Source organism: Streptomyces sp. NPDC040405 (assembly GCF_055595765.1).
Genome location: NZ_JBVIVI010000008.1, coordinates 212,007 through 234,405, shown reverse-complemented (window position 1 = coordinate 234,405; position 22,399 = coordinate 212,007). Strand labels below are relative to the sequence as shown.

The 22,399-nt window shown below is 71.5% G+C and carries 18 protein-coding genes; 15 read left to right on the top strand and 3 right to left on the bottom strand.

Going from position 1 to position 22,399, the window contains the following annotated elements; all coding sequences use genetic code 11:
* The first annotated feature begins 105 nt into the window (after window positions 1–105).
* From ACZ59A_RS30085 to ACZ59A_RS30070, 4 genes are all read left to right on the top strand, one after another.
* On the top strand, window positions 106–1,080 hold the full coding sequence (locus tag ACZ59A_RS30085; protein ID WP_470964893.1) for an MBL fold metallo-hydrolase: 975 nt from the start codon (window positions 106–108) through the stop codon (window positions 1,078–1,080).
* Between the two features lie 165 nt (window positions 1,081–1,245).
* Window positions 1,246–2,670, top strand: a complete 1,425-nt coding sequence (locus ACZ59A_RS30080; RefSeq protein WP_470964890.1) for a DUF2201 family putative metallopeptidase — start codon at window positions 1,246–1,248, stop codon at window positions 2,668–2,670.
* Window positions 2,671–2,862: 192 nt separating this feature from the next.
* Window positions 2,863–4,617, top strand: a complete 1,755-nt coding sequence (locus tag ACZ59A_RS30075) for an ATP-binding protein (RefSeq protein WP_470965567.1) — start codon at window positions 2,863–2,865, stop codon at window positions 4,615–4,617.
* A 115-nt stretch (window positions 4,618–4,732) separates the two neighbouring features.
* Window positions 4,733–7,357: a hypothetical protein gene (locus ACZ59A_RS30070; protein WP_470964888.1), complete on the top strand. Its 2,625-nt coding sequence runs from the start codon at window positions 4,733–4,735 to the stop codon at window positions 7,355–7,357.
* On the opposite strand, the gene ACZ59A_RS30065 is transcribed toward ACZ59A_RS30070, so the two are convergent.
* Complete coding sequence (locus ACZ59A_RS30065; protein WP_470965564.1) at window positions 7,350–9,848, bottom strand: SpoIIE family protein phosphatase; 2,499 nt, start codon at window positions 9,846–9,848, stop codon at window positions 7,350–7,352. The two genes, ACZ59A_RS30070 and ACZ59A_RS30065, sit on opposite strands and share 8 nt — an antisense overlap.
* 181 nt (window positions 9,849–10,029) lie before the next feature.
* Here ACZ59A_RS30065 and ACZ59A_RS30060 point away from each other — a divergent pair, with 181 nt between their 5' ends.
* On the top strand, window positions 10,030–10,248 hold the full coding sequence (locus ACZ59A_RS30060) for a hypothetical protein (RefSeq protein WP_470964886.1): 219 nt from the start codon (window positions 10,030–10,032) through the stop codon (window positions 10,246–10,248).
* 59 nt (window positions 10,249–10,307) lie between these two features.
* Here the strand turns inward: ACZ59A_RS30060 and ACZ59A_RS30055 are convergent, their stop codons facing one another.
* Entirely contained in the window at window positions 10,308–10,943 is a 636-nt protein-coding gene (locus ACZ59A_RS30055; RefSeq protein ID WP_470964883.1) for an RraA family protein, read from the bottom strand.
* Between the two features lie 483 nt (window positions 10,944–11,426).
* Here ACZ59A_RS30055 and ACZ59A_RS30050 point away from each other — a divergent pair, with 483 nt between their 5' ends.
* Genes ACZ59A_RS30050 through ACZ59A_RS30020 form a run of 7 tightly spaced genes read left to right on the top strand, consistent with a single transcriptional unit; the run spans window position 11,427 to window position 18,051 of the window.
* Complete coding sequence (locus ACZ59A_RS30050) at window positions 11,427–12,803, top strand: MFS transporter (protein ID WP_470964880.1); 1,377 nt, start codon at window positions 11,427–11,429, stop codon at window positions 12,801–12,803.
* Window positions 12,804–12,821: 18 nt separating this feature from the next.
* On the top strand, window positions 12,822–13,628 hold the full coding sequence (locus tag ACZ59A_RS30045) for a LamB/YcsF family protein (RefSeq protein WP_470964877.1): 807 nt from the start codon (window positions 12,822–12,824) through the stop codon (window positions 13,626–13,628).
* Window positions 13,629–13,647: 19 nt separating this feature from the next.
* On the top strand, window positions 13,648–14,385 hold the full coding sequence (locus ACZ59A_RS30040) for a 5-oxoprolinase subunit B family protein (RefSeq protein ID WP_470964874.1): 738 nt from the start codon (window positions 13,648–13,650) through the stop codon (window positions 14,383–14,385).
* Entirely contained in the window at window positions 14,382–15,386 is a 1,005-nt protein-coding gene (locus tag ACZ59A_RS30035) for a 5-oxoprolinase subunit C family protein (RefSeq protein WP_470964871.1), read from the top strand. The genes ACZ59A_RS30040 and ACZ59A_RS30035 overlap by 4 nt, the downstream gene beginning before the upstream one ends.
* A gap of 53 nt (window positions 15,387–15,439) precedes the next feature.
* Window positions 15,440–16,237 carry an SDR family oxidoreductase gene (locus tag ACZ59A_RS30030; protein ID WP_470964868.1) on the top strand — a complete coding sequence of 266 codons (798 nt, stop codon included), beginning with the start codon at window positions 15,440–15,442 and terminating at the stop codon, window positions 16,235–16,237.
* A 24-nt stretch (window positions 16,238–16,261) separates the two neighbouring features.
* Window positions 16,262–17,431 (top strand): pyridoxal phosphate-dependent aminotransferase, encoded by a 1,170-nt coding sequence (locus tag ACZ59A_RS30025; RefSeq protein ID WP_470964865.1) that lies wholly within the window; start codon window positions 16,262–16,264, stop codon window positions 17,429–17,431.
* A 32-nt stretch (window positions 17,432–17,463) separates the two neighbouring features.
* Window positions 17,464–18,051 (top strand): TetR/AcrR family transcriptional regulator, encoded by a 588-nt coding sequence (locus tag ACZ59A_RS30020; RefSeq protein ID WP_470964862.1) that lies wholly within the window; start codon window positions 17,464–17,466, stop codon window positions 18,049–18,051.
* Window positions 18,052–18,061: 10 nt separating this feature from the next.
* Here ACZ59A_RS30020 and ACZ59A_RS30015 read toward each other — a convergent pair whose 3' ends face one another.
* Window positions 18,062–19,072: a LacI family DNA-binding transcriptional regulator gene (locus ACZ59A_RS30015; protein WP_470964858.1), complete on the bottom strand. Its 1,011-nt coding sequence runs from the start codon at window positions 19,070–19,072 to the stop codon at window positions 18,062–18,064.
* A gap of 110 nt (window positions 19,073–19,182) precedes the next feature.
* Between ACZ59A_RS30015 and ACZ59A_RS30010 the strand changes: the two genes are divergently transcribed.
* Genes ACZ59A_RS30010 through ACZ59A_RS30000 form a run of 3 tightly spaced genes read left to right on the top strand, consistent with a single transcriptional unit; the run spans window position 19,183 to window position 22,388 of the window.
* Window positions 19,183–20,337, top strand: a complete 1,155-nt coding sequence (locus ACZ59A_RS30010) for a Gfo/Idh/MocA family protein (RefSeq protein WP_470964855.1) — start codon at window positions 19,183–19,185, stop codon at window positions 20,335–20,337.
* A complete protein-coding gene (locus ACZ59A_RS30005; protein WP_470964852.1) occupies window positions 20,334–21,332 on the top strand; it encodes a Gfo/Idh/MocA family oxidoreductase in 999 nt (332 codons plus the stop codon). The genes ACZ59A_RS30010 and ACZ59A_RS30005 overlap by 4 nt, the downstream gene beginning before the upstream one ends.
* A gap of 3 nt (window positions 21,333–21,335) precedes the next feature.
* Window positions 21,336–22,388: a Gfo/Idh/MocA family protein gene (locus ACZ59A_RS30000; protein WP_470964849.1), complete on the top strand. Its 1,053-nt coding sequence runs from the start codon at window positions 21,336–21,338 to the stop codon at window positions 22,386–22,388.
* Window positions 22,389–22,399 lie beyond the last annotated feature (11 nt).

Below are 22,399 nucleotides of genomic sequence, written 5' to 3'. Positions count from 1 at the left end.
GCCGGGCCAGGTCGGGCCGGGCCAGGTCGGGCCGGGCCAGGTCGGGCCGGGCCAGGTCGGGCCGGGTCGAGTGAACGTCCGGCCGCCGCTGAGTACTGTGCGACCATGAACTCACCGCTCCTCCCCCTCGCCGACGGGGTACACCTGTGGACCCCCACGCCCAGCGCCGGCTGGGGTCTCGCCAACTGTGGGCTGATCGTGTCCCCCGATGGTGCCGCCGCCTGGATCGACACCCCCTACGACCGGCACATGGCCCAGGACTTCCTGGAGCGCAGCCGGTCGCTGCTGCCCGAGGGAGGCCGGATCGGGCGAGTGATCGTCACCCATGCGAACGGTGACCATCTGTGGGGCGCGGAGGTCGTGCGCGGTGCCGACATCGTGGCCACCCGCGAGGCGCTCGGCCACATCGAGTACGAACCGGCCCCGCAGCAGCTGCACGCCATGGTGCGCGGCAGCGACCCGGAGACGCCGCTCGGGTGGTATCTCCAGGGCCACTTCGGACGGTTCGACTGGGCGGACACCGAGGTCGTGGAGCCCACGACGACCTTCACGGGCGAGCTGGACCTGCGGATCGGGCAGGTGCCGGTGCAGCTGACCGCGCTGCCCGCCGCGCACACCACCGGCGATCTCATCGCGTATCTGCCGCAGCAGAAGGTGGCGTTCACCGGCGATGTCATCTTCGCCTCCAGCCCGCAGGACCCCGGTGACCACGCGGTGCACTGGGCCGGTCCGCTGGACAGTGTGATCGCCGCCTGTGAACGGGTGCTGGACACCGGGGCGCAGACCATCGTCCCCGGCCATGGACCGGTGCTGGACCGGGAGGGCGTCCGCGGCCACATCGGCTATCTGGAGCACATCCGGGACCGGGCACAGCAGTTGCACACGGCCGGGGTCCCCGCCCTGGAGGCGGCCCGCAAGATCATCGCCGAGAACGCCTTCCCGTTGCCGGGGCTGCCCGAGCGCATGGTGATCACGGTGGGCACCGAGTACCGGCATCTGAACGGCGGGGAGGACCGGCCGGACATCGTCGCCATGATCGCCGATGTCGCCCAGGTGGCCTGGGACCTGCGGCAGAGCTGACCGCGCGCGCTCACCCGCCGCGTTGTCGTACCCGGCGGATAACGTTTTCGGTGTGGGCGGCAACAGGCGGCTCGCGGCGAGGGGTTACGCTCCCGTGCAGGTCGGAGCGGAGGGAAGGCAGTGGCACAGGTAGCGGGGGAAAGTCGGCATGCGCCGGGCCGGGGGGTGATCGACCTGGCCGACCGCCGCGCGCTGCTGGCCTGTCGGCCCGACGATCCGGTGGTGGCCGAGGAGGGCCGCAGGCTCAAGGAGGCGGCCCTGCTGGACTTCGGGGTCAAGGACAGCGTGGTGTCCTCGTGGCTGTACGCCAAGTGCCACTACCAGATCCCCACCACGGCGGTGGACACGGCGGCGGTGGTCGCCACGGGGGACGGCACCTGTCTGCTGCTGTACAACCCGGAGTTCTTCGTCGCCATCGGGCCGAGCGGGGTGCGGTTCGTCCTGTTCCACGAGGCGCGGCATCTGATCCACCGCCATCTGTACGTGGACGAGGAGCTGCGCGCCGACCCGGTCTTCGACCTGGCGGCCGAAGTCGCGATCAACCATGTGGCGCTGATCCGGCTGGCGCAGGGCGGGCTGCCGGCCCGTGAGGTGCCGGACGGCGCGGGCGGCACCCGCCGGGAGCCGGTGGGCGTCGATCCGCACGAGGTGCACCGGCAGTACGTGGCCGACCTGCGCGAGCAGGGCTTCGAGCCGCTGTCCTACCGGGACTTCACCGAGACCGACCTGAGGATCTACGGGGAGCTGAAGCGGATGCGCACCCCTCCCGTGCCGCCGGTCCTGTGCGTCCACATGAGCCCCGGCGGGGACGGCGATGGGGGCGGTGCGAAGCACCGGCTGCCGATGGACGCCGAGGCGGTGACCTCGGCCGTGGAGGAGACGCTTGCCGAAGTGATGCGCGGCGCGCTGCGCGGCGAAGGGCTCGCCCGGGACGAGCTGCTGGCCCTCGCGGACCGCACCACCGGCGGCGGCAAGCGGCTGGAGAAGATGTGGGGGCGGATGGGGCTGGGCGCGCTGCGCGGGGAAACGCAGCGGACCCGGCGGGTGGAGTGGTGGCGGCGCTGGCTGTCCGACACCCTCGCCTCCAAGCTGCGCGAGGGCGAGCGGCTGATCTACCCGAAGAAGCAGGGAGCGGTGCTGCTGGCGCTCGGGCACGACCCGATGCTGGCGCGGCGGGGCGCGGAGCGCACCAAGGTCGTGGTCATCGCGCTGGACACCTCGGGGTCGATGCCCCAGCCGGTGATCGACTGGATCACCTCGCTGGTGGGCCGCTCCGAGGGAGTCGAGAGCCACTGGCTGAGCTTCGACGGCGCGCTGATGCCGTTCGTCCCCGGCGAGCGGGTGCGCGGCGGCGGGGGCACCGACTTCCAGCAGGTCGTGGACTATGTGGAGGGGCGGCGGGCGGTGGACGGGCGGCGGTTCGAGGAGCGCGCCGACGCGGTGATCATGGTCACCGACGGCCACGCCCCCAAGGTGACCCCGGCCCGGCCCGACCAGTGGATCTGGCTGATCACGGACAGCGGTGACGACTGGCCGGAGCGGCACGACCCGCCGATGGCCTGCCACCGGGTGGTCACCGGCGACAGCTGAGCCGAGGAACCGGCTCCGCCGAGGGGCGGAGTGCGGACACGCAAGGACGAACGACATGGAACAACGGGGGATTCAGTCACCGTGAGCAGTGTGGACACGACGGCGCCGACCGCGGAGGAACGGCAGGCCACCGCCACCGGGCCCGAGCCGCCCCGCCGGACCGGGGCCCGGCTGGAGCAGTTCATCAGCGCCATGATCGCGATGGGGCAGACCGGCCAGGTCTTCGGCGAGCACGGGATCGGCAAGACATCGACATTTCTGTCCTACATCCCGCGGGCCCATCCGGGCACCCAGGTGATCCTGGTCCCGGCGGCCAACCTCACCCCCGACGACCTGCTGGTGAACGCGCCGGTGCGGGACGACCGCACCGGGGAGCTCGTGCTCACCCAGCTGATCATGCGTCAGCTCACCCCGGGTGTGCCCTTCGTGCTGCTCATCGACGACTCGCTGCAGGCCGGGGAGACCATCCAGTCCCAGCTGATGCAGATCGCCTGCAACTGGACGCTGGGCGAACACGATCTGCGCGCGCTCGGCTGTATCGGGGTCTTCCTCGCGGACAACGAGTCGCTGGCCGAGACCAGCGCCCGGCGCAGCGATCTGGCCGTCCTGGACCGCATGGTCACCCTGCGGATCACGGCCAATGACACCGCCTGGCGGTCCACGCTGGCCGAGCGGTACGAGGGCTGGGACCTGACCGGGGTGTTCCAGATCTGGGCCGGGCTCACCCCGTATCTGCGTTCGCTGCTCTCCCCGCGCACCCTCCAGCACGTCATGGACTGCGCCCGCGCCGGGTTTCCGCTGTCCTGGGGGCTGCCGCTGGTGGGCGGGGTGCGGCTGCGGCTGCGCGACCGCAAGGCCGACGGCACGCCCGGACCGGACCGCACCACCGAGCTTCTCGACGCCGTCGCCGGGGCCCTGGGTGTCGCCAACCCCGCCACCGTCCCCGACCCGGTGCGCAGCATTCTGCGCACCGCGGTCCGGGAGAACTGGGCGGTGCTGCTCCAGGGTCCGCCCGGCTGCGGCAAGACGGAGATCACCAAGGCGGTGGTCCGCGAGGAGAGCGGAACCGATCCGGTGTACTTCTCGCTGCCGGTGACCAACGTGGAGGATCTGTGCGTGCCGATCCCCACTCCGGACGGCACGCTGGACACCCTGTTCAGCCGCGCGCTCGTGGGACCGGACCCCAAGGTGATCGTCTGGGACGAGTACAACCGCCCCAAGGACAAGGCCACTTTCGCCAAGCTGATGGAGATCACCCAGGAGTGGTCGCTGGCGGGGCGGCCGATCCCGGGGCTTCGTGCCCAGGTCGCGCTTCAGAACCCGCCGTACCATCTCGGCCGCAAGCTGCTGGTCAGCAGCAACAACGTGGCCCAGGCCAGCCGTTTCACGGTGAGCTACGAGGTGAGCCCGCAGGACATCCCGGCCAACGAGTGGCTGATCGCCACCTATGGCGAGGTGGCCGAGACGGTTCTGGAGTGGTGGAAGAACGACATCGACGACGAGGGCCGGGACTGGATCACCAAGCGCACCCTGGAGCGGCTGATCAAGCTGCACCACGCCGGGCAGCCGCTGGAGACGGGGCTGATCTATCTGGGTGAGGGCGAGTACGCCCCGGTTCCGCTGTCCAGACTGGAGGCGCGGCTCGCCGAGGCCGCCGAGCACCGGGTGATCGGCCTGCGGGAGATAGCACGCGACGTCGACCGCTGGGAGGCGCGGCTGGTGGCCGCGTCCGAAACGTCGGGCGAGGGGACCAATGACACCGATCTGGTGCACCAGGTGCTCGCCAACGCCGAGGTGTCCCAGCTCAAGCGGAACGCCGAGGTGGTCGCCCGGCTGCTGCGCCATATGCCGCCCAAGCTGCGCGCCGCCCACATGGTGGGCCAGTCGCCGGAGCGGCAGCGGTTCTGGATCGGCGCGCTGGCCCGGATGACGCAGCTGTCCGGATGACGGAGCTGTCCGGCGCCGGATGAGCCCCGGCGCCACCACCGCATCCTCCCCTCCCTCTCCCCTCCCCCTCCCCGCTTCCGCGGCGGGACCGAACGACGAACGGAGCGCACCCCGCGTGGTGACCTACGAACGGGACGCCCTGGTGTCCGCCGCCTTCCATCTGGCCGGGCCCGCCCTCACCTCGGCGCTGATGCCCCGGCTCCGGCAGGAGACCCTGGCCGTGCTCCGGTCCCGGGAGCGGCTGCCCGCGCATCTGCTGGACGAGGTGTTCGCCTCCGGCGACCGGGAGCTGCTGGAGGCCCTGGCCGGGGCGCGGGTCGGTGCCGAGCGGCAGGCCGTCATGTTCCGGCTCGCCGGGCTGGCCGACCCCGGCCTGGCCCGGGCGCTCTACAACGAGCCGCTGGCCGGCCCCTGGCGGCAGGACCTGCGGCGCGCGGTGCTCGGCGCCGCGGCCGCGCATCCGGCCGACCCCGGCTGGCGCGCCCCGGGCGGCCTGGTGGACTTCCTGCTCTCCGCCAACAGGTCGTACGACCTGCTCCCGGCGCTGGAAGCACCCTTCCCCGAGGTGGTGCGGCATGTGGTCGAGCAGATCGGCAACTCGCTGGACATACCGCAGCAGCTGACCGCCTGCCGCGCGACGCTCACCCACGGCGGGGTGGCCGAGCTGGCCGCCCTGGCCGAACTGCCCGCTCTGCACCCGGCGGTGGCGGACATGGTGCGCCTGGCGGAGACGGTGCAGGACCCGGCCGCCATCGTGGAGATGGCCGTGGAAAGGGCCGCCCAAGCGGCTGCCGAGGTCAAGGCCGAGGCCCGGGAGGCCGAGGAGACCGCAGCGGCACCGACCGGCGATGAGCTGGTGCGGCGGCTCCGGAGGGTCGTCTACGCGAGGGACATCTTCTCGCTGGGCGCCGTGGACTGGGAGCTGCTCCTAGCCGCGCACAAGCAGGAGCCCTTCCATGGGACCGCGCTCACCATGCTGGCATCCCGCCCGGACTGCCATGAGGAGCTGGTGCTGGCCGCGTTCCAGAGGACCTCGCATCGTCTGCCGGACACCTCCCCACTGCCCTGGCGCCTGCTCACCGACGTCGACTGGAAGGACGGCTACCACCACGACCGGCTGGCGCACCTGCTGCGGCGCGGCATCCGGGAAGGCGCGTACCCGGTGGACCGCGTCCTGGCCGAGGTGCGGCCCGCCTCCCGGGTCCTGGCCTCGCTGCCGTACGGCAAGGAGCCGCTCGGCCCGGTGCTGGCCGGGCTGCTGGAGACGCTGGGCGACGACTTCGCGGCGTGGCGCGCGCTGTATTCGCTGCTCCCCCGGTTCACCGGGTCGAGCGCGGAGCTGTTCGCCGCCGCGGTAGAGCAGAAGGCCAAGCACCGCGGCAAGAGCTGGCCGAGGCCGCTGGCGGCCGAGTATCCGGTGAAGCGTCCGGAGGGTCTCCGCGCGGTATTCCCCCGGCTGCTCATGGAGGCCACCGAGGAGGTGCGGAGGGCGCTGGCACCGCATCTGGACCGGCGGTGCATCCAGCATCTGCTGGTCTTCCACCAGCCGTCGCCCGCCCTGCGCGACCTGTTCGTCAGCCTCCACGGACCGTCGGTGCTGGCCTGTATCGCCTCCGACTGGGAGCTGCCCGCGGACAAGATCGAGGAACTGCTGGCCCTCGACGAGCCGGAGATCAACACCAAGCTGTATGTGTACACGCCGCTCACCGACGAGCAGCGCCGGGGCATCCTCGCGGGCCGCCGGTCCGGCTCCGTACCGGGGGCGGACGGGGTGCCGGACGCGGAGCCGCTGCCGATCACCGATGAGCTGATCGAGAGCATCCGGCTCAGCGGGCGTCGGCACTGGGTGCTGCCGATCCGCGACGCGGGGGATCCGCGGCTGGCCCGCGTCCTGCTCGGCAAGATCAAGCTGCACACGCTCGCCGGGCAGCTGCATCTGCTGGTCCGCGTGTGGGAGCGGCACGGGCCCGAGGAAGTGCGCGGGCTGCTGGAGGAGACCGAGTTCCCCGAGCGCGTCAGCCTCAAGCATCCACTGCCGAAGGCGACCCATGAGATCGTCCGGGGCGCGCTGGAGGCGGCGGACGGTCTGGCCGTGCTGCGCGCGGAGCTGGGCCGCTCCCGGGGGCCCGCGGGCCAGGTGGCGTTCCTGCGCGCCCAGGGCGGCAGCCGCGACCTCGTCCCACCGGCCCTGGAGCGGCTGGCCGAGGAGACCGGCCCGGGGCTGCCCTGGGCGGAGCTGGCCCGGGAGCACGAGCGCGATCCGCTCCCCGACGCCCTGCTGGTGGTGCTCGCCGAGGCGGACGACTGCCCGGAGGAGTTGCGCGCCGAGAGCGGTGTGGCGGAGCTGCGGCTCGATCACGACGCGTATCCGCACAAGTCCGCCGGGCCGCGGCCGAGCCCCCTGGACCTGGTGCGCCGCCACCCCCTGCCGCCACCGCACCACATCCGGAACGCCTGGCTGGACAAGGCGGCCGACCTCGGCACGCTGACCCCGCTGGACGTGCTGCACGAGGCGAGGCCCGCCGGGGGCGCGGCCGCGTATCTGACGTACCGCCACTACCGCTCGCGGGAGGGCGGGCCGGACACGGCGGCGCTCGCGGCGGTCCGCGAGGCCCTGGAGCTGGCCACCGCCCATCTCGGCGAGGATCCGGAGGCGTGGGCGCTGGCGCTGCGGCTGCTGCCCGACTTCACCGGCACCCTCCCCGAGCTGCTGACCACGGCGGCCGCCATCGTCAGTTGAGGGCCGACGGCAGATCCTGTTCGGCCCAGATGATCTTCCCTTCGCTGGTGTAGCGGGTGCCCCAGCGCTGGACCATCTGGGCGACCAGGAACAGGCCCCGGCCGCCCTCGTCGGTGATGGCGGCGCGGCGCAGATGCGGCGAGGTGCTGCTGCCGTCGGCGACCTCGCAGATCAGCGTGCGGTTGCGCAGCAGCCGCAGGCGGATCGGGCCGTCGGCGTGCCGGATGGCGTTGCCGAGGAGTTCGCTGACCACCAGTTCGGTGGTGAAGACCGCCTCGTCCAGGTTCCAGTCGGCCAGCGTGCGGGCCACGGCGGCGCGCATTCCGGCGACCACGGCGGGGTCCGGGGGCAGGTCCCAGTAGGCGACGTGCCGCTCGTCCAGGGCGGTGGTACGGGCGACGAGCAGAACCACGTCGTCGGTGGGGCGCGGGGGCAGCAGGGCGCGCATCACGGCGTCGCAGGTGCGCCCCGGGTCGGGGTCGGAGGAGGCGAGGGCCTCGCGCAGCAGGTCGAGCCCGGTGTCGATGTCCCGTTCGCGGTCCTGGACGAGTCCGTTGGTGTAGAGGACCAGCCGACTACCCGCGGACAGCGGAATGGCGGAGACCTCGAAGAGCCGCCCGCCGAGGCCCAGCGGCGGCCCGGCGGGCAGGTCCGGGATGGTCACGGTGCCGCCCGGGTCGACCACGGCGGGCGGCGGGTGTCCGGCCCGCGCCAGAGTGCAGCGCTGCGCGACGGGATCGTAGACGGCGTACAGACAGCTGGCCCCGACCGCGCCGATGCCGCCGTTCCTGGCGGACTCCTCCTGGTCGAGCTGGGCCACCACGTCGTCCAGCTGGGTGAGCAGTTCATCGGGCGGCAGGTCGACCACGGAGAAGTTGTGGACCGCGGTGCGCAACCGGCCCATGGTGGCGGCGGCGTGTAGTCCGTGGCCGACGACGTCGCCGACGACGAGGGCGACCCGGGCGCCCGACAGCGGGATGATGTCGAACCAGTCGCCGCCCACTCCGGCGTGGGCGGGCAGATAGCGGTAGGCGGCTTCGACGGCCTGCTGTTCGGGCCGCCCGCGGGGCAGCAGGCTCTGCTGCAGGGCCAGTGCGGTGGCGTGTTCGCGTGCGTACCTCCGGGCGTTGTCGATGGCGACGGCCGCCTGGCCGACGAGTTCGTCGGCGAAGGACCGGTCCTCGTCGTCGAAGGGGGCGGCACCCTCCAGGCGCCGGAACTCGGCCTGCCCCAGCAGCACCCCGCGGGCGCTGAGCGGGACGGCCAGCAGGGTGTGGCCGGAGGGCGGGCGGAACCGCTCCTCCCGTACGGCGCTGACCGCGACCCGGCGCATCCGGGACCGCGCGTCGACCGGTTCCTCGCCGCGCAGCACGGACTCCAGCAGGTCGACGGTGGCGATGTCGGCGAAACGCGGGACCGCGACGTCGGCCAGTTCCTCGGCGGTGCGCGTCATGTCGAGCGAGGTGCCCACGCCGACGCTCGCGCCGTACAGCAGTTCCAGGCGCGCCCAGGCCGCGTCGGCCTTGTCGGTCAGCGCCTGGAGTTCGGTGGTGTCGCGCAGGGTGGCGACGCTGCCCCAGTGCTGCCCGCGGCCCGAGGTGGGGCGCTGGTTGACGGCCAGCCGCCGGTCCCCGACCTGGATGACCTCGTCGGTGACGGCCCGGCCGGAGGCGAGCAGTCCGGCGGTCTCCGGGGCCAGCCCGACCTCGGTGATCCGCCCGCCGCGCACCTCCGGCTCCAGTCCGAGCAGCCGCCGGGCCTCGTCGTTCACGAGCACCAGCCGCCCCTGGCCGTCGAGGATGAGCACGCCTTCCGGGACGGCGCGCAGCACGGCGTCGTGGTGTTCGTACATTCTGGTGATCTCGGCGGGGTCCAGCCGGTGGGTCTGGCGCCGCAGCCGCCTGCCGACCAGCGCCGCGCCACCCGCGCCGAGGACGAGGGCCAGCGCCGTGGAGCCGAAGAGCATCGGCAGCTGACGGCCCACCGAGGCGGCCACGTCGGGGAGAGCGACCCCGGCGTTGACGATGCCGATGACCCGGCCCCCGGCACCGGTGACCGGGACCGCCGCGCGGATCGACGGCGCGGTCAGGGCGGCGGCGGAAACCTTGTCCGTGAAGGGTCTGCCGACCGTGGCCGGATAGAGGGGGAGGTCGGCGTGGGTGCCGATGAGCTTCGGGTCGGGGTGGGTGTAGCGGATGCCCCGGGGGCTGGTCACCACGATGTAGTCGACGCCGGACTCGCGCCGGATCCTGGTCGCATAGGGCTGGAGGAGCGCGGAGGGCTTGCGGGTCTCCAGCGCCCGCCGGACGCCGGGGGCGGCCGCGAAGGTCTCCGCGACGGCGAGGGCGCGCCCCCGGGCCTGGGCCTCATGGCCGCTGCGGGCCTGAAGGGCCAGCGCGGCCCCGGTGGCGAGCACCAGCAGCGTCACGATCACCAGCATCAGGGCGCACACCTGCCCGGCGACGCTGCGCAAGCCCAGGGCAGAACGCACCTTCACAGGCTTTTTCTAACATACGAACATACGTCACACCTGGTGGCGGTTCGGGGGTCTCGGATGTCGTGGAGGCCGTCTTCCCGCCATTGGAGGGACGTTGGGCCGTGACCCCCCAACCAACGGGAACTGTGCACGTTAGGCCGGGTACAACCGGCTACTCGCCCCCTAAGGAGTTCCCATGCGTATCCGGACGGCCCTCTCCACGCTCGCCCTCGCCGCCGCCTCCCTCGCAGTCGGCGCCGCCGGTGCCGCCGCGGATGACGTCCCCGACGTCAACGTCACGAACACCAGCAACATGGCCTTCCCCGGCGTGTGCGCCAACAACCAGTTCTCCTTCGTGGCCGTCCCCGTCAATCTCCTGGGCGGTGCGGACTCCAGCTCGTGCCGGACCCCCTGATCGCTCACAGGTCGGCCATCTGACCGCGGCGGGGCCGTGTCCGTGGTGCGCCTTGCCGGTCAGGCGGTCTGGCTTCGCAGGGCTTCGACCTCGGCGTCCAGCGCCGCTTCGCGGGCGACGATCTCGCCGACCGACGTGAGCGCCTCGTCGGCGCGGTGCGGCGGAATGACGATGACGCCGTCCCCGTCGGCAGCGATGATGTCGCCGGGGTTCACCACGACGCCGCCGATGGCGACCGGTTCGCCGATCGTGCCCGGTCCGTTCTTGAACGGACCGGCGGGAGTGAGTCCGCGGGCGAAGACCGGGATGCCGAGCTCTTCGATGATCGCGGCGTCGCGGACGTATCCGTCGATGATCGCGCCCGCGGCGCCGTACGCGGCGAACCGCTGGGCGAGGTTGTCGCCGACGATGGCGCGTCCGTCGTAGCCGAAGGCGTTGATGACGAGGATGTCACCGGGACGGATGTGCTCGAGCGCCGCGATCACGGCCTTGTTGTCGCCCGCGACGGTGAGGACCGGAAGTGCCGTGCCGACGGCCTTGGCCCCGTTCCAGATGGGGGCGATACCTCCGTCGACGATGTTCAGCCGGTCGAGGCCGTCGCCGAGGTTGGCCACGGAGTGCGTGCGGAACTGATCGAGCACATGCCCGTCGACGCGTTCCCACGCGGTGTTGACGCGCACGTTGTCCTGAGTCATCGCAGGCTCCTTCGGGTGGTGGGGGCCATGGGTTCCATCCCGCCCCTGCAGAAAATGCGAAAGATTTCGCGTTTCGCGTGAGCCAGTCTGCATCGATCCATGCCGCGAGACAAGAGGCGACGTGCCGGGCAGGGCACCGCCCCGCATGTCACAGCCCCGACGCATGATCACTTCGGGGTGACACGGAGGCTCGGGAACGCGATCGGAGCGGAAGGTTAACGTCGGGGCAACGCGAACCCTTGACCGTCTTCAGAATGCGAATCTATTCTCATTCGAGATTCACGTCGCAACTTTGCTGCCGGCGCTGCTCTGCGGCCCCCGTACCGCGGCGCCTCCTCCCGGCCCCCACTCGGGCGCGCAACGACGCCGAGCCCCCAGCCCCCCAGCCCCTGGACGGGCGGATTCCTGAACAGCACCGAAGCCACCCAGCCACCCCGGCTCAGGACGCCGTTCCGGAGTCCGCGACACCGAAAGTGAACGCGAATGACAACGTCAGACCGGCTTGACAGAACATCGGATCGTCACGGAGCAGCGTCGGAACAGTCCGGCGGGACCGCGGTCGACGTCGCCTCCACCAACGACAAGGTCGTCCGCAAGGCCACCGTCGCCGGTGCGATCGGCTCCTTCGTCGAGTGGTACGACTACGGCATCTATGGCCTGCTCGTCACCTATCTCGCGATCAACATCATGGGCGAGGCCGACGCCGGAAATCTCTTCCTCACCAACGTCGGGTTCCTGGTCAGCTTCATCGCCCGCCCGTTCGGCAGCGTCATCTGCGGATACCTCGGGGACAAGATCGGGCGGAAGAGCCTCCTGGCCACCCTCCTGGTGCTGATCTCCGCCGCGACCGCGGGCATCGGCCTCATACCGTCCTCCACCGTCATAGGTGTCGCCGCACCCGTCCTGCTGGTCCTCCTCCGGGTGCTCCAGGGCTTCTCGGCGGGCGGGGAGGTGGCCGGTGCCATGTCCTTCGTCGGCGAGTACGCCCCGGACTCACGCCGCAACTACATGATGAGCTTCATCGCCGTCGGCTCGTTCATCGCCCTGATGTTCGGCAGCGCCTTCTCCGCCATCCTCATCACGACGCTCGGCGAGGACACCATGACCTCCTGGGCCTGGCGGGTGCCGTTCCTCCTCGCCGTCCCGCTCGGCTACGTCGGCTTCTACATCCGCCGCCGGCTGGAGGAGACCCCGCACTTCAAGGCGCTGCGCGAGCAGAACACCGTAGCGCGCAACCCGCTGAGGGAGGCCCTGACCTCCCCGCGGCATCTCAAGGCGATCGCGCTCACGATCTTCCTCCCCGCGCTCAACGGCCCCGGCTACTACCTGCTGTTCGTCTACATGCCCACCTACTTGAAGACCTCGCTCGGCGAGCACAACTTCTCGATGCTGCAGGCACTCACGGTCACGGCGTTCAGCCTGGTCGCCATCGCGATCTGCATCCCGCTCATGGCCCGTCTCTCGGACCGGATCGGCCGCAAGCCCGTCCTCGCCTTCTCCGCCGTCGCGATGGCCCTGGTCTCGTACCCGATGTTCCGGCTCATCACCACGGGAGAGTTCGGGCTGGCCTGCATCGGCACCATCGTTCTCGCGATCGCCTTCTCGGGCCACGCCGCCGTCGTCCACACCGTCCTCGCCGAGATGTTCCCGACCACCGTGCGCTACTCCGCTTACAGCATCGGATTCAGCATCTCCACGATCATCTTCGGAGGCAGTGCCCCGCTCCTGATGACCGAGCTGATCGAGTCGACCGGCTCCAACCTGATCCCGGCTTTCGCCTCCATCATCACCGCCCTGATCACCCTGGTCACCATCGCTTTCGTGCGGGAGACCAAGGGTCAGCCCCTCGCATCCAGCTGAAACACCCCGGGAGACACCATGGGAATCAACTCCGTAGCCGTCGTGGCCGACCTCGGTGAGAGCTTCGGCAACTACACGATCGGCGACGACAACGCTCTGCTCGGCCTCGTCACCTCGTCGAACATCGCGTGCGGCTTCCACGCCGGTGACCCGCGCATCATGGACCGGACCGTCGCCGACTGCGTCGAGCGCGGCATCGAGCTCGGTGCCCACCCCGGATACCCCGACCTCGTCGGCTTCGGCCGCCGGCTCATCGAGGCGACCGAGGAAGAGATCCGCACCGACGTCCTCTACCAGCTCGGCGCACTCGACGCCTTCGCGCGGGTGCACGGTGGCACGATCAGCCATGTGGCCCCGCACGGCCGGATGGGCTCGATCGCGCAGACCGATGCCAAGCACGCGCGGGCCATCACCGACGCGATCGCCGCGTACAACACCGACTACGTCGTCATCTGTCAGCGCGGTCTGCTCGCCGAGGAATCGCGCAAGCGCGGACTCGAGGTCGGGTACGTGTTCCTGGCCGACCGGGGGTACGGCGACGACGGCATGCCCGTCCCCCGCTCCCACGAAGGCGGCCTGATCCACGACCCCGAGCTCATCGGCCGGCGCTCGGTCCAGGTCGTGCAGGAGGGCACCGTACGCTCGGTCGACGGCAACGTGGTTCCGCTCGGACACGACGCCGACGTCCTGCTCCTGCACGGTGACCACCCCACCGTCCTCCAGAACGGCACCGCGCTGCGGACCGCGCTCGGCGCGGCGGACATCCGCGTCGCCGGACTGCGGGACGTCCTGGCGGAGAAGGCGGAGGTCGCGCTCGCCCGCTGAGGGCCGAGCCCATCAGGCGATGACCACAGCACAGTACGGTGCCCTCACCGTCGAGCCCTTCGGGGACTCGGCGGTGATGGTGACCATCCCCCATGCCGACCAGGCCATCCGCACGTCCGGAATCGTCGCCTTCCGCGAACGGTTCCTGGCCCACCGACCCCACGGCGTGCTGGACGTCGTCTCCGGTCTGGAGTCCCTGCTCATCGAGTTCGACCCGCTGACGACCGCGCTCGAGCACGTGGAGTACGCGGCCCGGCTGCTGGCGGGGTGGGCCCCGGCGCCGTCGGACGGTCCGGAGGGCCTGCGGGCGGTCCGGCAGTTCGCCATTCCCGTGGTCTTCGACGACGAGACCGGCCCCGATCTGGCCTCCGTCGCCGACGACATGGGCCTGGCCCCCGCCGAGGTCGTCGAGGCGATCGCGGAGTCCAGCTTCACGATCTCCCTCCTCGGCGCGGCGATGGCCCCGATGATGGACGGGCTCAAGGTGCCCAGGCCGGTGCGCAGGCTCGCCGAGCCCCGGACCGATGTCGCCCCCGGAGCGATCATGATCGCCGGTACCCACGCGATCATCCAGCCGTTCCCCGGCCCGACCGGCTGGCGCGTGGTCGGGCGCACCCCGCGCACCATCGTCGACATCTCCCGACCGGACCCCGTCTCGTTCGGCACCGGCGACCTCGTACGGTTCGTCCCCGTCACCCGGGACGAGGCCGCGGTCCTGGGGGCCGGTTTCCTGTTGCCGGTGGGGGAATCCGTATGAAGACCGTGGCGCTCGAGATCACCGGCACCGGATGGATCACGACGTTCCAGGACCTCGGCCGTCGCGACACGGAGCGGCGCGGCGTCCCCACCGGCGGCGCGGCCGACCAGCACTCGGCGGCCGTCGCCAACCTCCTCGTGGGCAACCCCCGCGGGGCGACCCTGATCGAGAACCTCGGCGGCGAACTCGCGCTCGTGCCCGACGCCGACGTCCTGCTCGCCGTGACCGGTGCCGCCGCCCGGGTCACCGTGGGCGGCGGGCCCGTCGAGAGCTGGTCCCCGCTGGTGGTACCGGCGGGCCACGAGGTACGGGTACACGGGGACGTGAGCCGAGGGACCCGTACCTATCTGGCCGTGAACGGCGCGCTGACCGCGGAGACCCTGTTGGGCAGCGCCGCCCCGGACGCCCGCATGGGGTTCGGGCAGGCCGTCGTCCGCGGCTCGTGCGTCCTCCTGGACACGGAATTCCGGGGGTTCGGCCGTCGGCTGTTCGGAGCACCGCTGTTCCGGCTTCCCGTTCCGGTCCCGCGCTTCGACGCCGGGCCCTGGGACATCGATGTCGTCCCGACTCGGGGGATCGACACGATCGCCGGTATTCGTGAGGTGATCGAGGAGGCGACGTACGTCGTCACCAACCGCTCCAACCACGTCGGGCTGCGGCTCGACGGGCCGGTGCGCCACCCGGACACCGACACCGAGATCGTGTCGCACGGGGTGCCCGTCGGCGCACTGCAGATCCCGCACGCGGACGAGCTGATCGTGCTCGGTCGCTACCGGAGCCTGACCGCCGGCTACCCGATCGTCGGTGTCGCCTCGCGGGTGTCCCTGCCCTTGCTCGGGCAGGCCGGTCCGGGGCGGGAGCTGCGGTTCCGCTGGACCGACCGCGAGAGCTCGCTGCGCCGCTTCGCGCGGCGCGAGGCGGAGGTGCGCGCACTGGAACACGCGGCCACGGAGGCATTCGGTGCTCTCGGCTTTACGGCATCCTTGCCCCGTTCTAACTGAGAATGTATTCTCACTTGAAAAATCAATCTCATGTCAGTCATGGAGGAGGAACGGTGGCGACGTCGGCCGGAAGGACCGCGCTCATCACGGGAGCGGGCAGCGGGATGGGACTCGAGACCGCACGGCTGCTGGCCCGGGACGGCGCTTCCGTCGTGCTCATCGGCCGCAGGCAGGCGGCACTCGACGACGTCGCGGCCACGATCCGCGCCGAGGGCGGGACCGCCCTCGCCATCGCCGCGGACATCACCCGAGCGGACGACGTCACCCGAGTTCTCGACCGGGTCCGCTCCGAACTCGGACCGGTCGACGTCCTCGTCAACAACGCGGGCAGCGCATCATCGGTGCTCAACCCGCAATGGCTCCCGCACGACGAGTGGCGCCAGGTCCTCGACGTGAACCTCACGGCGGTCTTCCAGCTCACCCAGGCCGTGCTGCCCGACATGCTCGGCCGCGGCACCGGGACCATCGTCACCGTCTCCTCGCTCGCGGCCGTCAACCCCAACCTGCTCGGCGGCGCCGCCTACGGCGCGGCCAAGGCCGGGGTCCGCAACTTCATGACGTTCCTGCACAACACCTTCCGCAACCAGGGGCTGCGGGCGATCACCGTGCTGCCCGGCGAGGCGGACACCCCCATCCTCGACAACCGCGCCCGGCCCCCGGCGCCGGAGGAACGCGCCGGCATGGTGCAGCCCGAGGACGTGGCCGAGGCCATCCGCCTCGCCGTCGCCCTCCCCCAGCGCGTCGTCCTCCAGGAGATCGTCGTCGCCCCCACCCGCCAGCGCGACACCTCCGCCGACCTAGAGATCAGCCGTTGGGCGGGCGCACCCGCCGACGCCGCACCGCAGGACTGACCAACCCGCCCCCAGGAGGAGCGCATGCCGCCCACCATCACCACGCAGCCGACCCTGTTCGCCACCGCGGAGGCCGTCGCCCGGATCGCCGCCGCCTCCCGCCGCACACAGCAACCGCAGTCGAAGGGCGACCTGGTCTCCCTGGCCATGGGCGAACCCGACTTCGACACACCCCAGTCGGTGACCGAGGCGGCCCACGCCTCGCTGCGCGCCGGACGCACCCACTACGCACCGCTGCTCGGCGAACCCGCCTTGCGTGAAGCGCTCGCCGAAAAGCTCACCGGCATCGCCGGGGCACCGGTCTCCGCCTCCGACATCCTGATCACCCAGGGCGGCACCGCCGGGCTCGCCGCCTCGATCCTCGGCATCGTCGACCCCGGCGACAAGGTGGTCATCCCCGACCCCACCTACTCCCTCTACGCGGACCTGGTCAGCATGGCCGGAGGCACGGTCGTACCCGTCCCGCTCGCGCCGGATCTGCACTGGGACCTCGACCGGCTCGCCGACGCCCTCACCGACGCCAAGCTCTTCGTCTTCTGCAACCCCGGCAACCCGACCGGAATCGTGCACAGCCGCGACGAACTCGACGCGCTCGCCGAGTTGCTCGACGGCACCTCCACGATCGTCATCTCCGACGAGGCATACTCCGACCTCGACTACACCGGCAGGCCCTTCACCTCGACGATCTCGATCGACGGCCTGCGCGACCGCACCGTCTACTGCCAGACCTTCTCCAAGAGTTACGCGATGACCGGCTGGCGCGTCGGCTACCTCTGGGGACCGGCGCAGCTCATCCAGGCGTCCGCCCGCATTCACCACACCTTCAACGGCTCCGCGAACACCGTCGTCCAGGACGCCGCCCTCGCCGCGGTCCAGAGCTGCGACGAAGACATCGCCCGCATGCGCGCCGCGTACGAGCGGCGCGGCGAGATCATGCGCACAGAACTGGCCGCGATCCCCGGCCTCACCCTCAGCGCTCCGGAGGGAGCCTTCTACCAGTTCCCGCGCTACGACCTCGACTTGCCCTCCGTGGAGGTCGTAGCGGCGCTGCGCACGCACGGCGTCGCCGTCCGGCCCGGAAGCGAGTTCGGAGCCCGGGGCGAGGGGCACCTCCGGCTGTCGTACGCCGCCGGCCCGCAGGCCATCACCGAGGGCGTCCGCCGACTCGCCCACGGCCTCGCGGCTCTTCGATGAACGCCGTCTCGCAGGCAACGGGGCATCGGCCCATGCGCAGTGACACCGAACGCAACCGCAGGTACCTCATCAGGGCTGCCGCGCGGCTGTTCGAGAACTCGCCGACGCCGGTCAGCCTGGCCGAGATCGCCAAGCACGCCGAGGTGTCCACCGCGACGGCCTACCGGCACTTCTCCTCCGTCGAGGAGATCCTGCACGCCTTCCGCGCCGAAGTGGGCTCCGAGCTTAGTGACTTCAGCGCACAGCAGCCCACGTGGGGCATGGCGAGACTCGAGGCGGTATCGCGCTGCTGGGTGTCCCTCGTCCTGGAGCACGGCGGCGCGATGGCGCAGATGCGTTCGCACCGCGGCTACCTCGAGCGGCTGCGGGAAGGGACCGGCTACCTCGCCCCGCAGGCCGAGGCGCTCGCCGAGCCACTGCGGCAGACCACCGAGGAACTCGGCCTCGGCGACCTCGGGGACGAAGCCCTGTACCTGTGGAACGCGTTGTTCGACCCACGCGACATCCTCGACCTCATCAAGAGCGGACGCACCGAGCAGGAGGCCGCCACCCGTCTGGTGGCCGCCCTGCGCGGCGCCCTGACCGGCTGGTCCACAACGCAGCCGCGATCGGCTGAGTGAGCGACGCCCCTCAGTCCGCGTCGGTCGCGGGCGGCGCCGTGGTGCCCCGTACTTCGAGGGTCGGCGGTGAGAGGACGGTCTCCGCCGGACGCGCCGGATCCTCGATCCGGTCCAGGAGGTGTTGCGCGGCACGGCGGCCGACGTCATGGCTGGCGTTGTCCACCGTGGTCAGCCACAGGTGCCGCAGGCGTGAGAGGTAGGTGTTGTCGTATCCGATGAGGGAGAGGTCGCGCGGGACCCGCAGACCCGACTCCTCGGCTGCCGAGAGGGCGCCGACGCAGGCGATGTCGTTGAAGGCGAAAACCGCGCTCGGCCGCGGTGTGGAGCCGAGCAGTCGGACCATGGCCCGGTAGCCGCCTTCTTCGGTCAGGTCGCCCTGCTCGACGAGCGCCGTGCCGGCGAGGCCGTGCTCGCGCATGACCGTCTCGAAGCTGCGGCGGCGCAGCTCGCCGACGACGCCCTGACCGGCGATGTGGGCGATGCGGCGGTGGCCGAGTCCGATGAGGTGCTCGGTGGCCAGGCGCGCCCCGTGCTCGTCGTCGTTGGCCACGACGTCGACGCGGGGCAGCACCGGTTCGCGGGCGCCCGCCACCACGGTGGGGATATGGGTGGCCGCGGCGCGCAGCACGTTCGAGGGGGGCAGGGTGCCCACGGCTATCAGCCCGTCGACCCGCAGTTCGGTGAAGGTGCGGGTGAGGTCCTCGCCGAGCCGACGGTTGAGGTGGCCGTCGGCGAGCAGCATGTGCAGGCCGCTGTCGTGGAGGCGGGAGTTCATGCCGTCCAGCAGCTCCACGAACCAGGGGTTGCGCATGTCGTTCAGCAGCACGCCGACCGAGCGGGTGCGGCGCTCGCTCAGACTGCGCGCGGCGGCGTTGGGCCGGTAGCCGAGATCCTCGACGGCGGCCAGCACGGCCTGCCGCTTCTCGGGGCTCACCTGCTCGGAGCCGCGCAGCACCAGGGAGACCAGCGATTTCGACACGCCGACCCGTTCGGCCACGTCACGGATCGTCGGAGGTCTCATGGATGGACCGTTCCACAGGCCGGTGGCGGGTGTCAAAGGCATTGACACGAGGGAGGACGGGACTCAGGGTGTGGTGGAGCAAGAATGGAACGGTCCAATGAAGGGCAGTCATGGCAAGCACGCTCGGCGTCGCCGTCGTGGGATTCGGCTGGATGGGCCGGGTGCACACCCAGGCATACACCCGTGTCCCGCACCACTTCCCGCACGTGGGCGCGCGCCCACAGCTGATCTCCGTGGCGGAGGCGGTGCCCGGCCGGGCCGAGGAGGCCGCGGCGCAGTTCGGGTTCGCCTCGGCCACCCGCGACTGGCGCGAGGTCGCGAAGGACCCGCGGGTGCAGGCCGTCAGCATCACCGCGCCGAACTTCCTGCACCGCGAGATCGGCGTCGCGATGGCCGAGGCCGGTAAGCACATCTGGATCGAGAAGCCGGTCGGCCTGACCACGGACGACGCCCGCGCGGTGGCCGACGCCGTCGCCGCGGCCGGTGTACAGGGGGCGGTGGGCTTCAACTACCGCAACGCACCCGCCGTCGAAGCGGCCCGCGAACTCATCGCCTCCGGTGAACTGGGCACGGTCACCCACGCCCGCGTCCGTCTCTTCAGCGACTACGCGGCCCACCCGGACGGCGCGCTCACCTGGCGGTACGAGCGGGCGCGCGGGGGCAGCGGAGTGCTGGGCGACCTGGCCTCGCACGGCGTGGACCTGGCCCGGTTCCTGGTGGGCGACATCGCCGCCCTGACCGCCGACACCGCGGTCTTCGTTCCCGAGCGGGCCCGCCCGACCGGTGCCACCGCCGGTCACACCCTGGCCACCGGCGGCGAACTCGGCCCGGTCGAGAACGAGGACTACGTCAACTGTCTGCTGCGCTTCGCCTCCGGTGCGCGCGGTGTGCTGGAAGCCAGCCGGGTCTCGGTCGGCGAGCAGAACAACTACGGCTTCGAGGTGCACGGCACCAAGGGCGCGGTGTTCTGGGACTTCCGCCGGATGAACGAGCTGGGCGTGAGCCGCGGCACTACCTACCAGGACCAGCCGGTCAGCACGGTGCACGTCGGCCCCGGCGCCGGTGAATACGCCGCCTTCCAGCCGGGCGCGGCGACCAGCATGGGCTACGACGACCTCAAGGTGATCGAGGCGTACCGCTTTCTGCGCTCGATCGCCGAGGGCAGGCCGTACGGGGCCACCCTGGACGACGCCGTGCACAGCGCGGCCGTACTGGACGCCATGACGCTGTCCGTCGACAGCGGAGCGTGGGTGAACCTGGCATGAGCGGCGTACGCATCGGCGTGATCGGCGCGGGCAACATGGGCGCCGACCACGCCGCCACGCTCCACCACCATGTCTCCGGCGCCGAGGTCACGCTGGTCGCGGACATCGACAAGGAACGCGCGGCCTCCGTCGCGGGCACCATGCCCGGCGCCCGGGCCACCGACGATGCCTACGCGGTGATCGACGACCCGGAGGTCGACGCGGTCGTCATCGCCTCGCACGACACCACCCACGCCGACCTGTCCCTCGCCGCGGTACGGACCGGGAAGCCGGTGCTGTGCGAGAAGCCGCTCGCCCCCACGCTCGAGGAGTGCGTGCGGGTCGTCCGGGAGGAGCGGCGGGCCGGAGGGGGACTGATCTCGCTCGGGTTCATGCGCCGCTTCGACCCCGCCTACACGGAACTCAAGTCCGCCGTCTCCGCCGGGGACTGCGGCAGCCCGCTGCTCGTGCGCTGCGTCAGCCGGGGCGTGTCCTCCGCCCCCGGCTGCACCGATGAGCTGAGCATCACCGGGTCCGCCATCCACGAATTCGACACCGTGCCGTGGCTGCTCGACTCGCCCGTCACCGAGGTCAACTGGCATGCGCCACGCTCCACGGCGGCGGTGTCCGGCTTGCGGGACCCTCAGCTGATCCTGCTGCGCACGGCCGACGGCGCCCTCACCACCGTCGAGGTCTTCCTCAACGCCCGCTACGGCTACGACATCCGCTGCGAGGTGGTGGGCGAACACGGCACCGTCGCCCTCACCCATCCGGCCCGGATCGTGGCGGACTCGGCCCGGGCCCGGTCCAGCGGCTACCCCGCCGACTGGCGGCCCCGGTTCGCGGACGCCTACCGGCTCGAACTCCAGGCCTGGACCGATGCCGTGCGTTCGGGAGCCTCGTCGCCGATGGCCACGGCCCATGACGGGCTGGTGGCATCCGCGGTGGCCGAGGCCGTCATCGCGTCCATGGAGGACGGTGGCAGGACCGTACCCGTGCAGGTCCCGGAGGTCTGACCGATGCCTGCCACTCCCACCGCCCTGCCTCTCGCCCTGCCCGTCGCCCGCACTCCGGACCCGATGGAGGCCCCCGCCCTGCGCTGGGGCGTCATGGGCACCGGCTGGATCGCGGAGCGTTTCGTCCAGTCCGTCCGGAGCCACACCCGCCAGCGGTTCACAGCCGTGGCCTCCCGCGATGCCGCCCGCGCCGGGGACTTCGCGGGCCGCCACGGCATTCCCGGGTCGTACGGCTCGTACGAGGACCTCGCCGCCGCGCCCGACGTCGACGTCGTGTACATCGCCACCGAGCACACCGCCCATCTCGCCTGTGCCCGGATCGCGCTGGAGGGCGGCAAGCACATCCTCGTGGAGAAGCCGCTCGGGCTGGACGCCGCCCAGGCGGCCGAGATCGCCGAACTCGCCGCCGGGCGGAACCTGTTCTGCGCCGAGGCACTGTGGACGTTCTTCCTGCCCAAGTTCGACATCATCCGCCAGATCCTCGGCTCCGGTGCCCTCGGCGAGATCCACACCGTGCTGGCGGACATCGGCGAGCACTTCACCTCCGAACACCGCATCCTGCGCCCCGAACTGGCGGGCGGCCCGTTGCTGGACCTCGGCACCTACCCCGTCTCCCTGGCCACCTGGGCCCTGGGCGCACCGGCCGAGACACTGGCCTCGGGCCAGCCCCACCCCACGGGCGTGAACGGCCAGACGGCGGCGATCCTCCGGGGCCCGAACGGCAGTCAGGCCGTCCTGCACACCACGTTGTTCAGCGACACCCCCACCACCGCCACCCTCGCCGGCACCCGGGCCACCCTCAGCCTGCCCGGCCCCTTCTACCAGCCCGGCGACCTCGTCCTCACCCCCTCGGGCAGCGGCACACCGCTGACGTACACCGAACCGCGAAGCGCCCACGACGCCCTGTACTTCGAGGCCGCCGAGGTGGCCCGGTGCATCTCCGCGGGCCTGCGGGAGACCCCGTTGCGGTCTCTGGAGGATTCCGTCGTCACGCTCCGGGCGATGGATGAGATCCGCAGGCTGTGTGGCATCACCTTTCCCGCACCGCCCCCGTAGCGGGTCTGTCT

Coding starts and splice junctions, on each gene's coding strand:
- ACZ59A_RS30085 (WP_470964893.1), top strand. CDS start 106: ATGAACTCACCGCTCCTCCCCCTCGCCGACGGGGTACACCTGTGGACC.
- ACZ59A_RS30075 (WP_470965567.1), top strand. CDS start 2,863: ATGATCGCGATGGGGCAGACCGGCCAGGTCTTCGGCGAGCACGGGATC.
- ACZ59A_RS30060 (WP_470964886.1), top strand. CDS start 10,030: ATGCGTATCCGGACGGCCCTCTCCACGCTCGCCCTCGCCGCCGCCTCC.
- ACZ59A_RS30055 (WP_470964883.1), bottom strand. CDS start 10,943: ATGACTCAGGACAACGTGCGCGTCAACACCGCGTGGGAACGCGTCGAC.
- ACZ59A_RS30050 (WP_470964880.1), top strand. CDS start 11,427: ATGACAACGTCAGACCGGCTTGACAGAACATCGGATCGTCACGGAGCA.
- ACZ59A_RS30045 (WP_470964877.1), top strand. CDS start 12,822: ATGGGAATCAACTCCGTAGCCGTCGTGGCCGACCTCGGTGAGAGCTTC.
- ACZ59A_RS30040 (WP_470964874.1), top strand. CDS start 13,648: ATGACCACAGCACAGTACGGTGCCCTCACCGTCGAGCCCTTCGGGGAC.
- ACZ59A_RS30035 (WP_470964871.1), top strand. CDS start 14,382: ATGAAGACCGTGGCGCTCGAGATCACCGGCACCGGATGGATCACGACG.
- ACZ59A_RS30025 (WP_470964865.1), top strand. CDS start 16,262: ATGCCGCCCACCATCACCACGCAGCCGACCCTGTTCGCCACCGCGGAG.
- ACZ59A_RS30020 (WP_470964862.1), top strand. CDS start 17,464: ATGCGCAGTGACACCGAACGCAACCGCAGGTACCTCATCAGGGCTGCC.
- ACZ59A_RS30015 (WP_470964858.1), bottom strand. CDS start 19,072: ATGAGACCTCCGACGATCCGTGACGTGGCCGAACGGGTCGGCGTGTCG.
- ACZ59A_RS30010 (WP_470964855.1), top strand. CDS start 19,183: ATGGCAAGCACGCTCGGCGTCGCCGTCGTGGGATTCGGCTGGATGGGC.
- ACZ59A_RS30005 (WP_470964852.1), top strand. CDS start 20,334: ATGAGCGGCGTACGCATCGGCGTGATCGGCGCGGGCAACATGGGCGCC.
- ACZ59A_RS30000 (WP_470964849.1), top strand. CDS start 21,336: ATGCCTGCCACTCCCACCGCCCTGCCTCTCGCCCTGCCCGTCGCCCGC.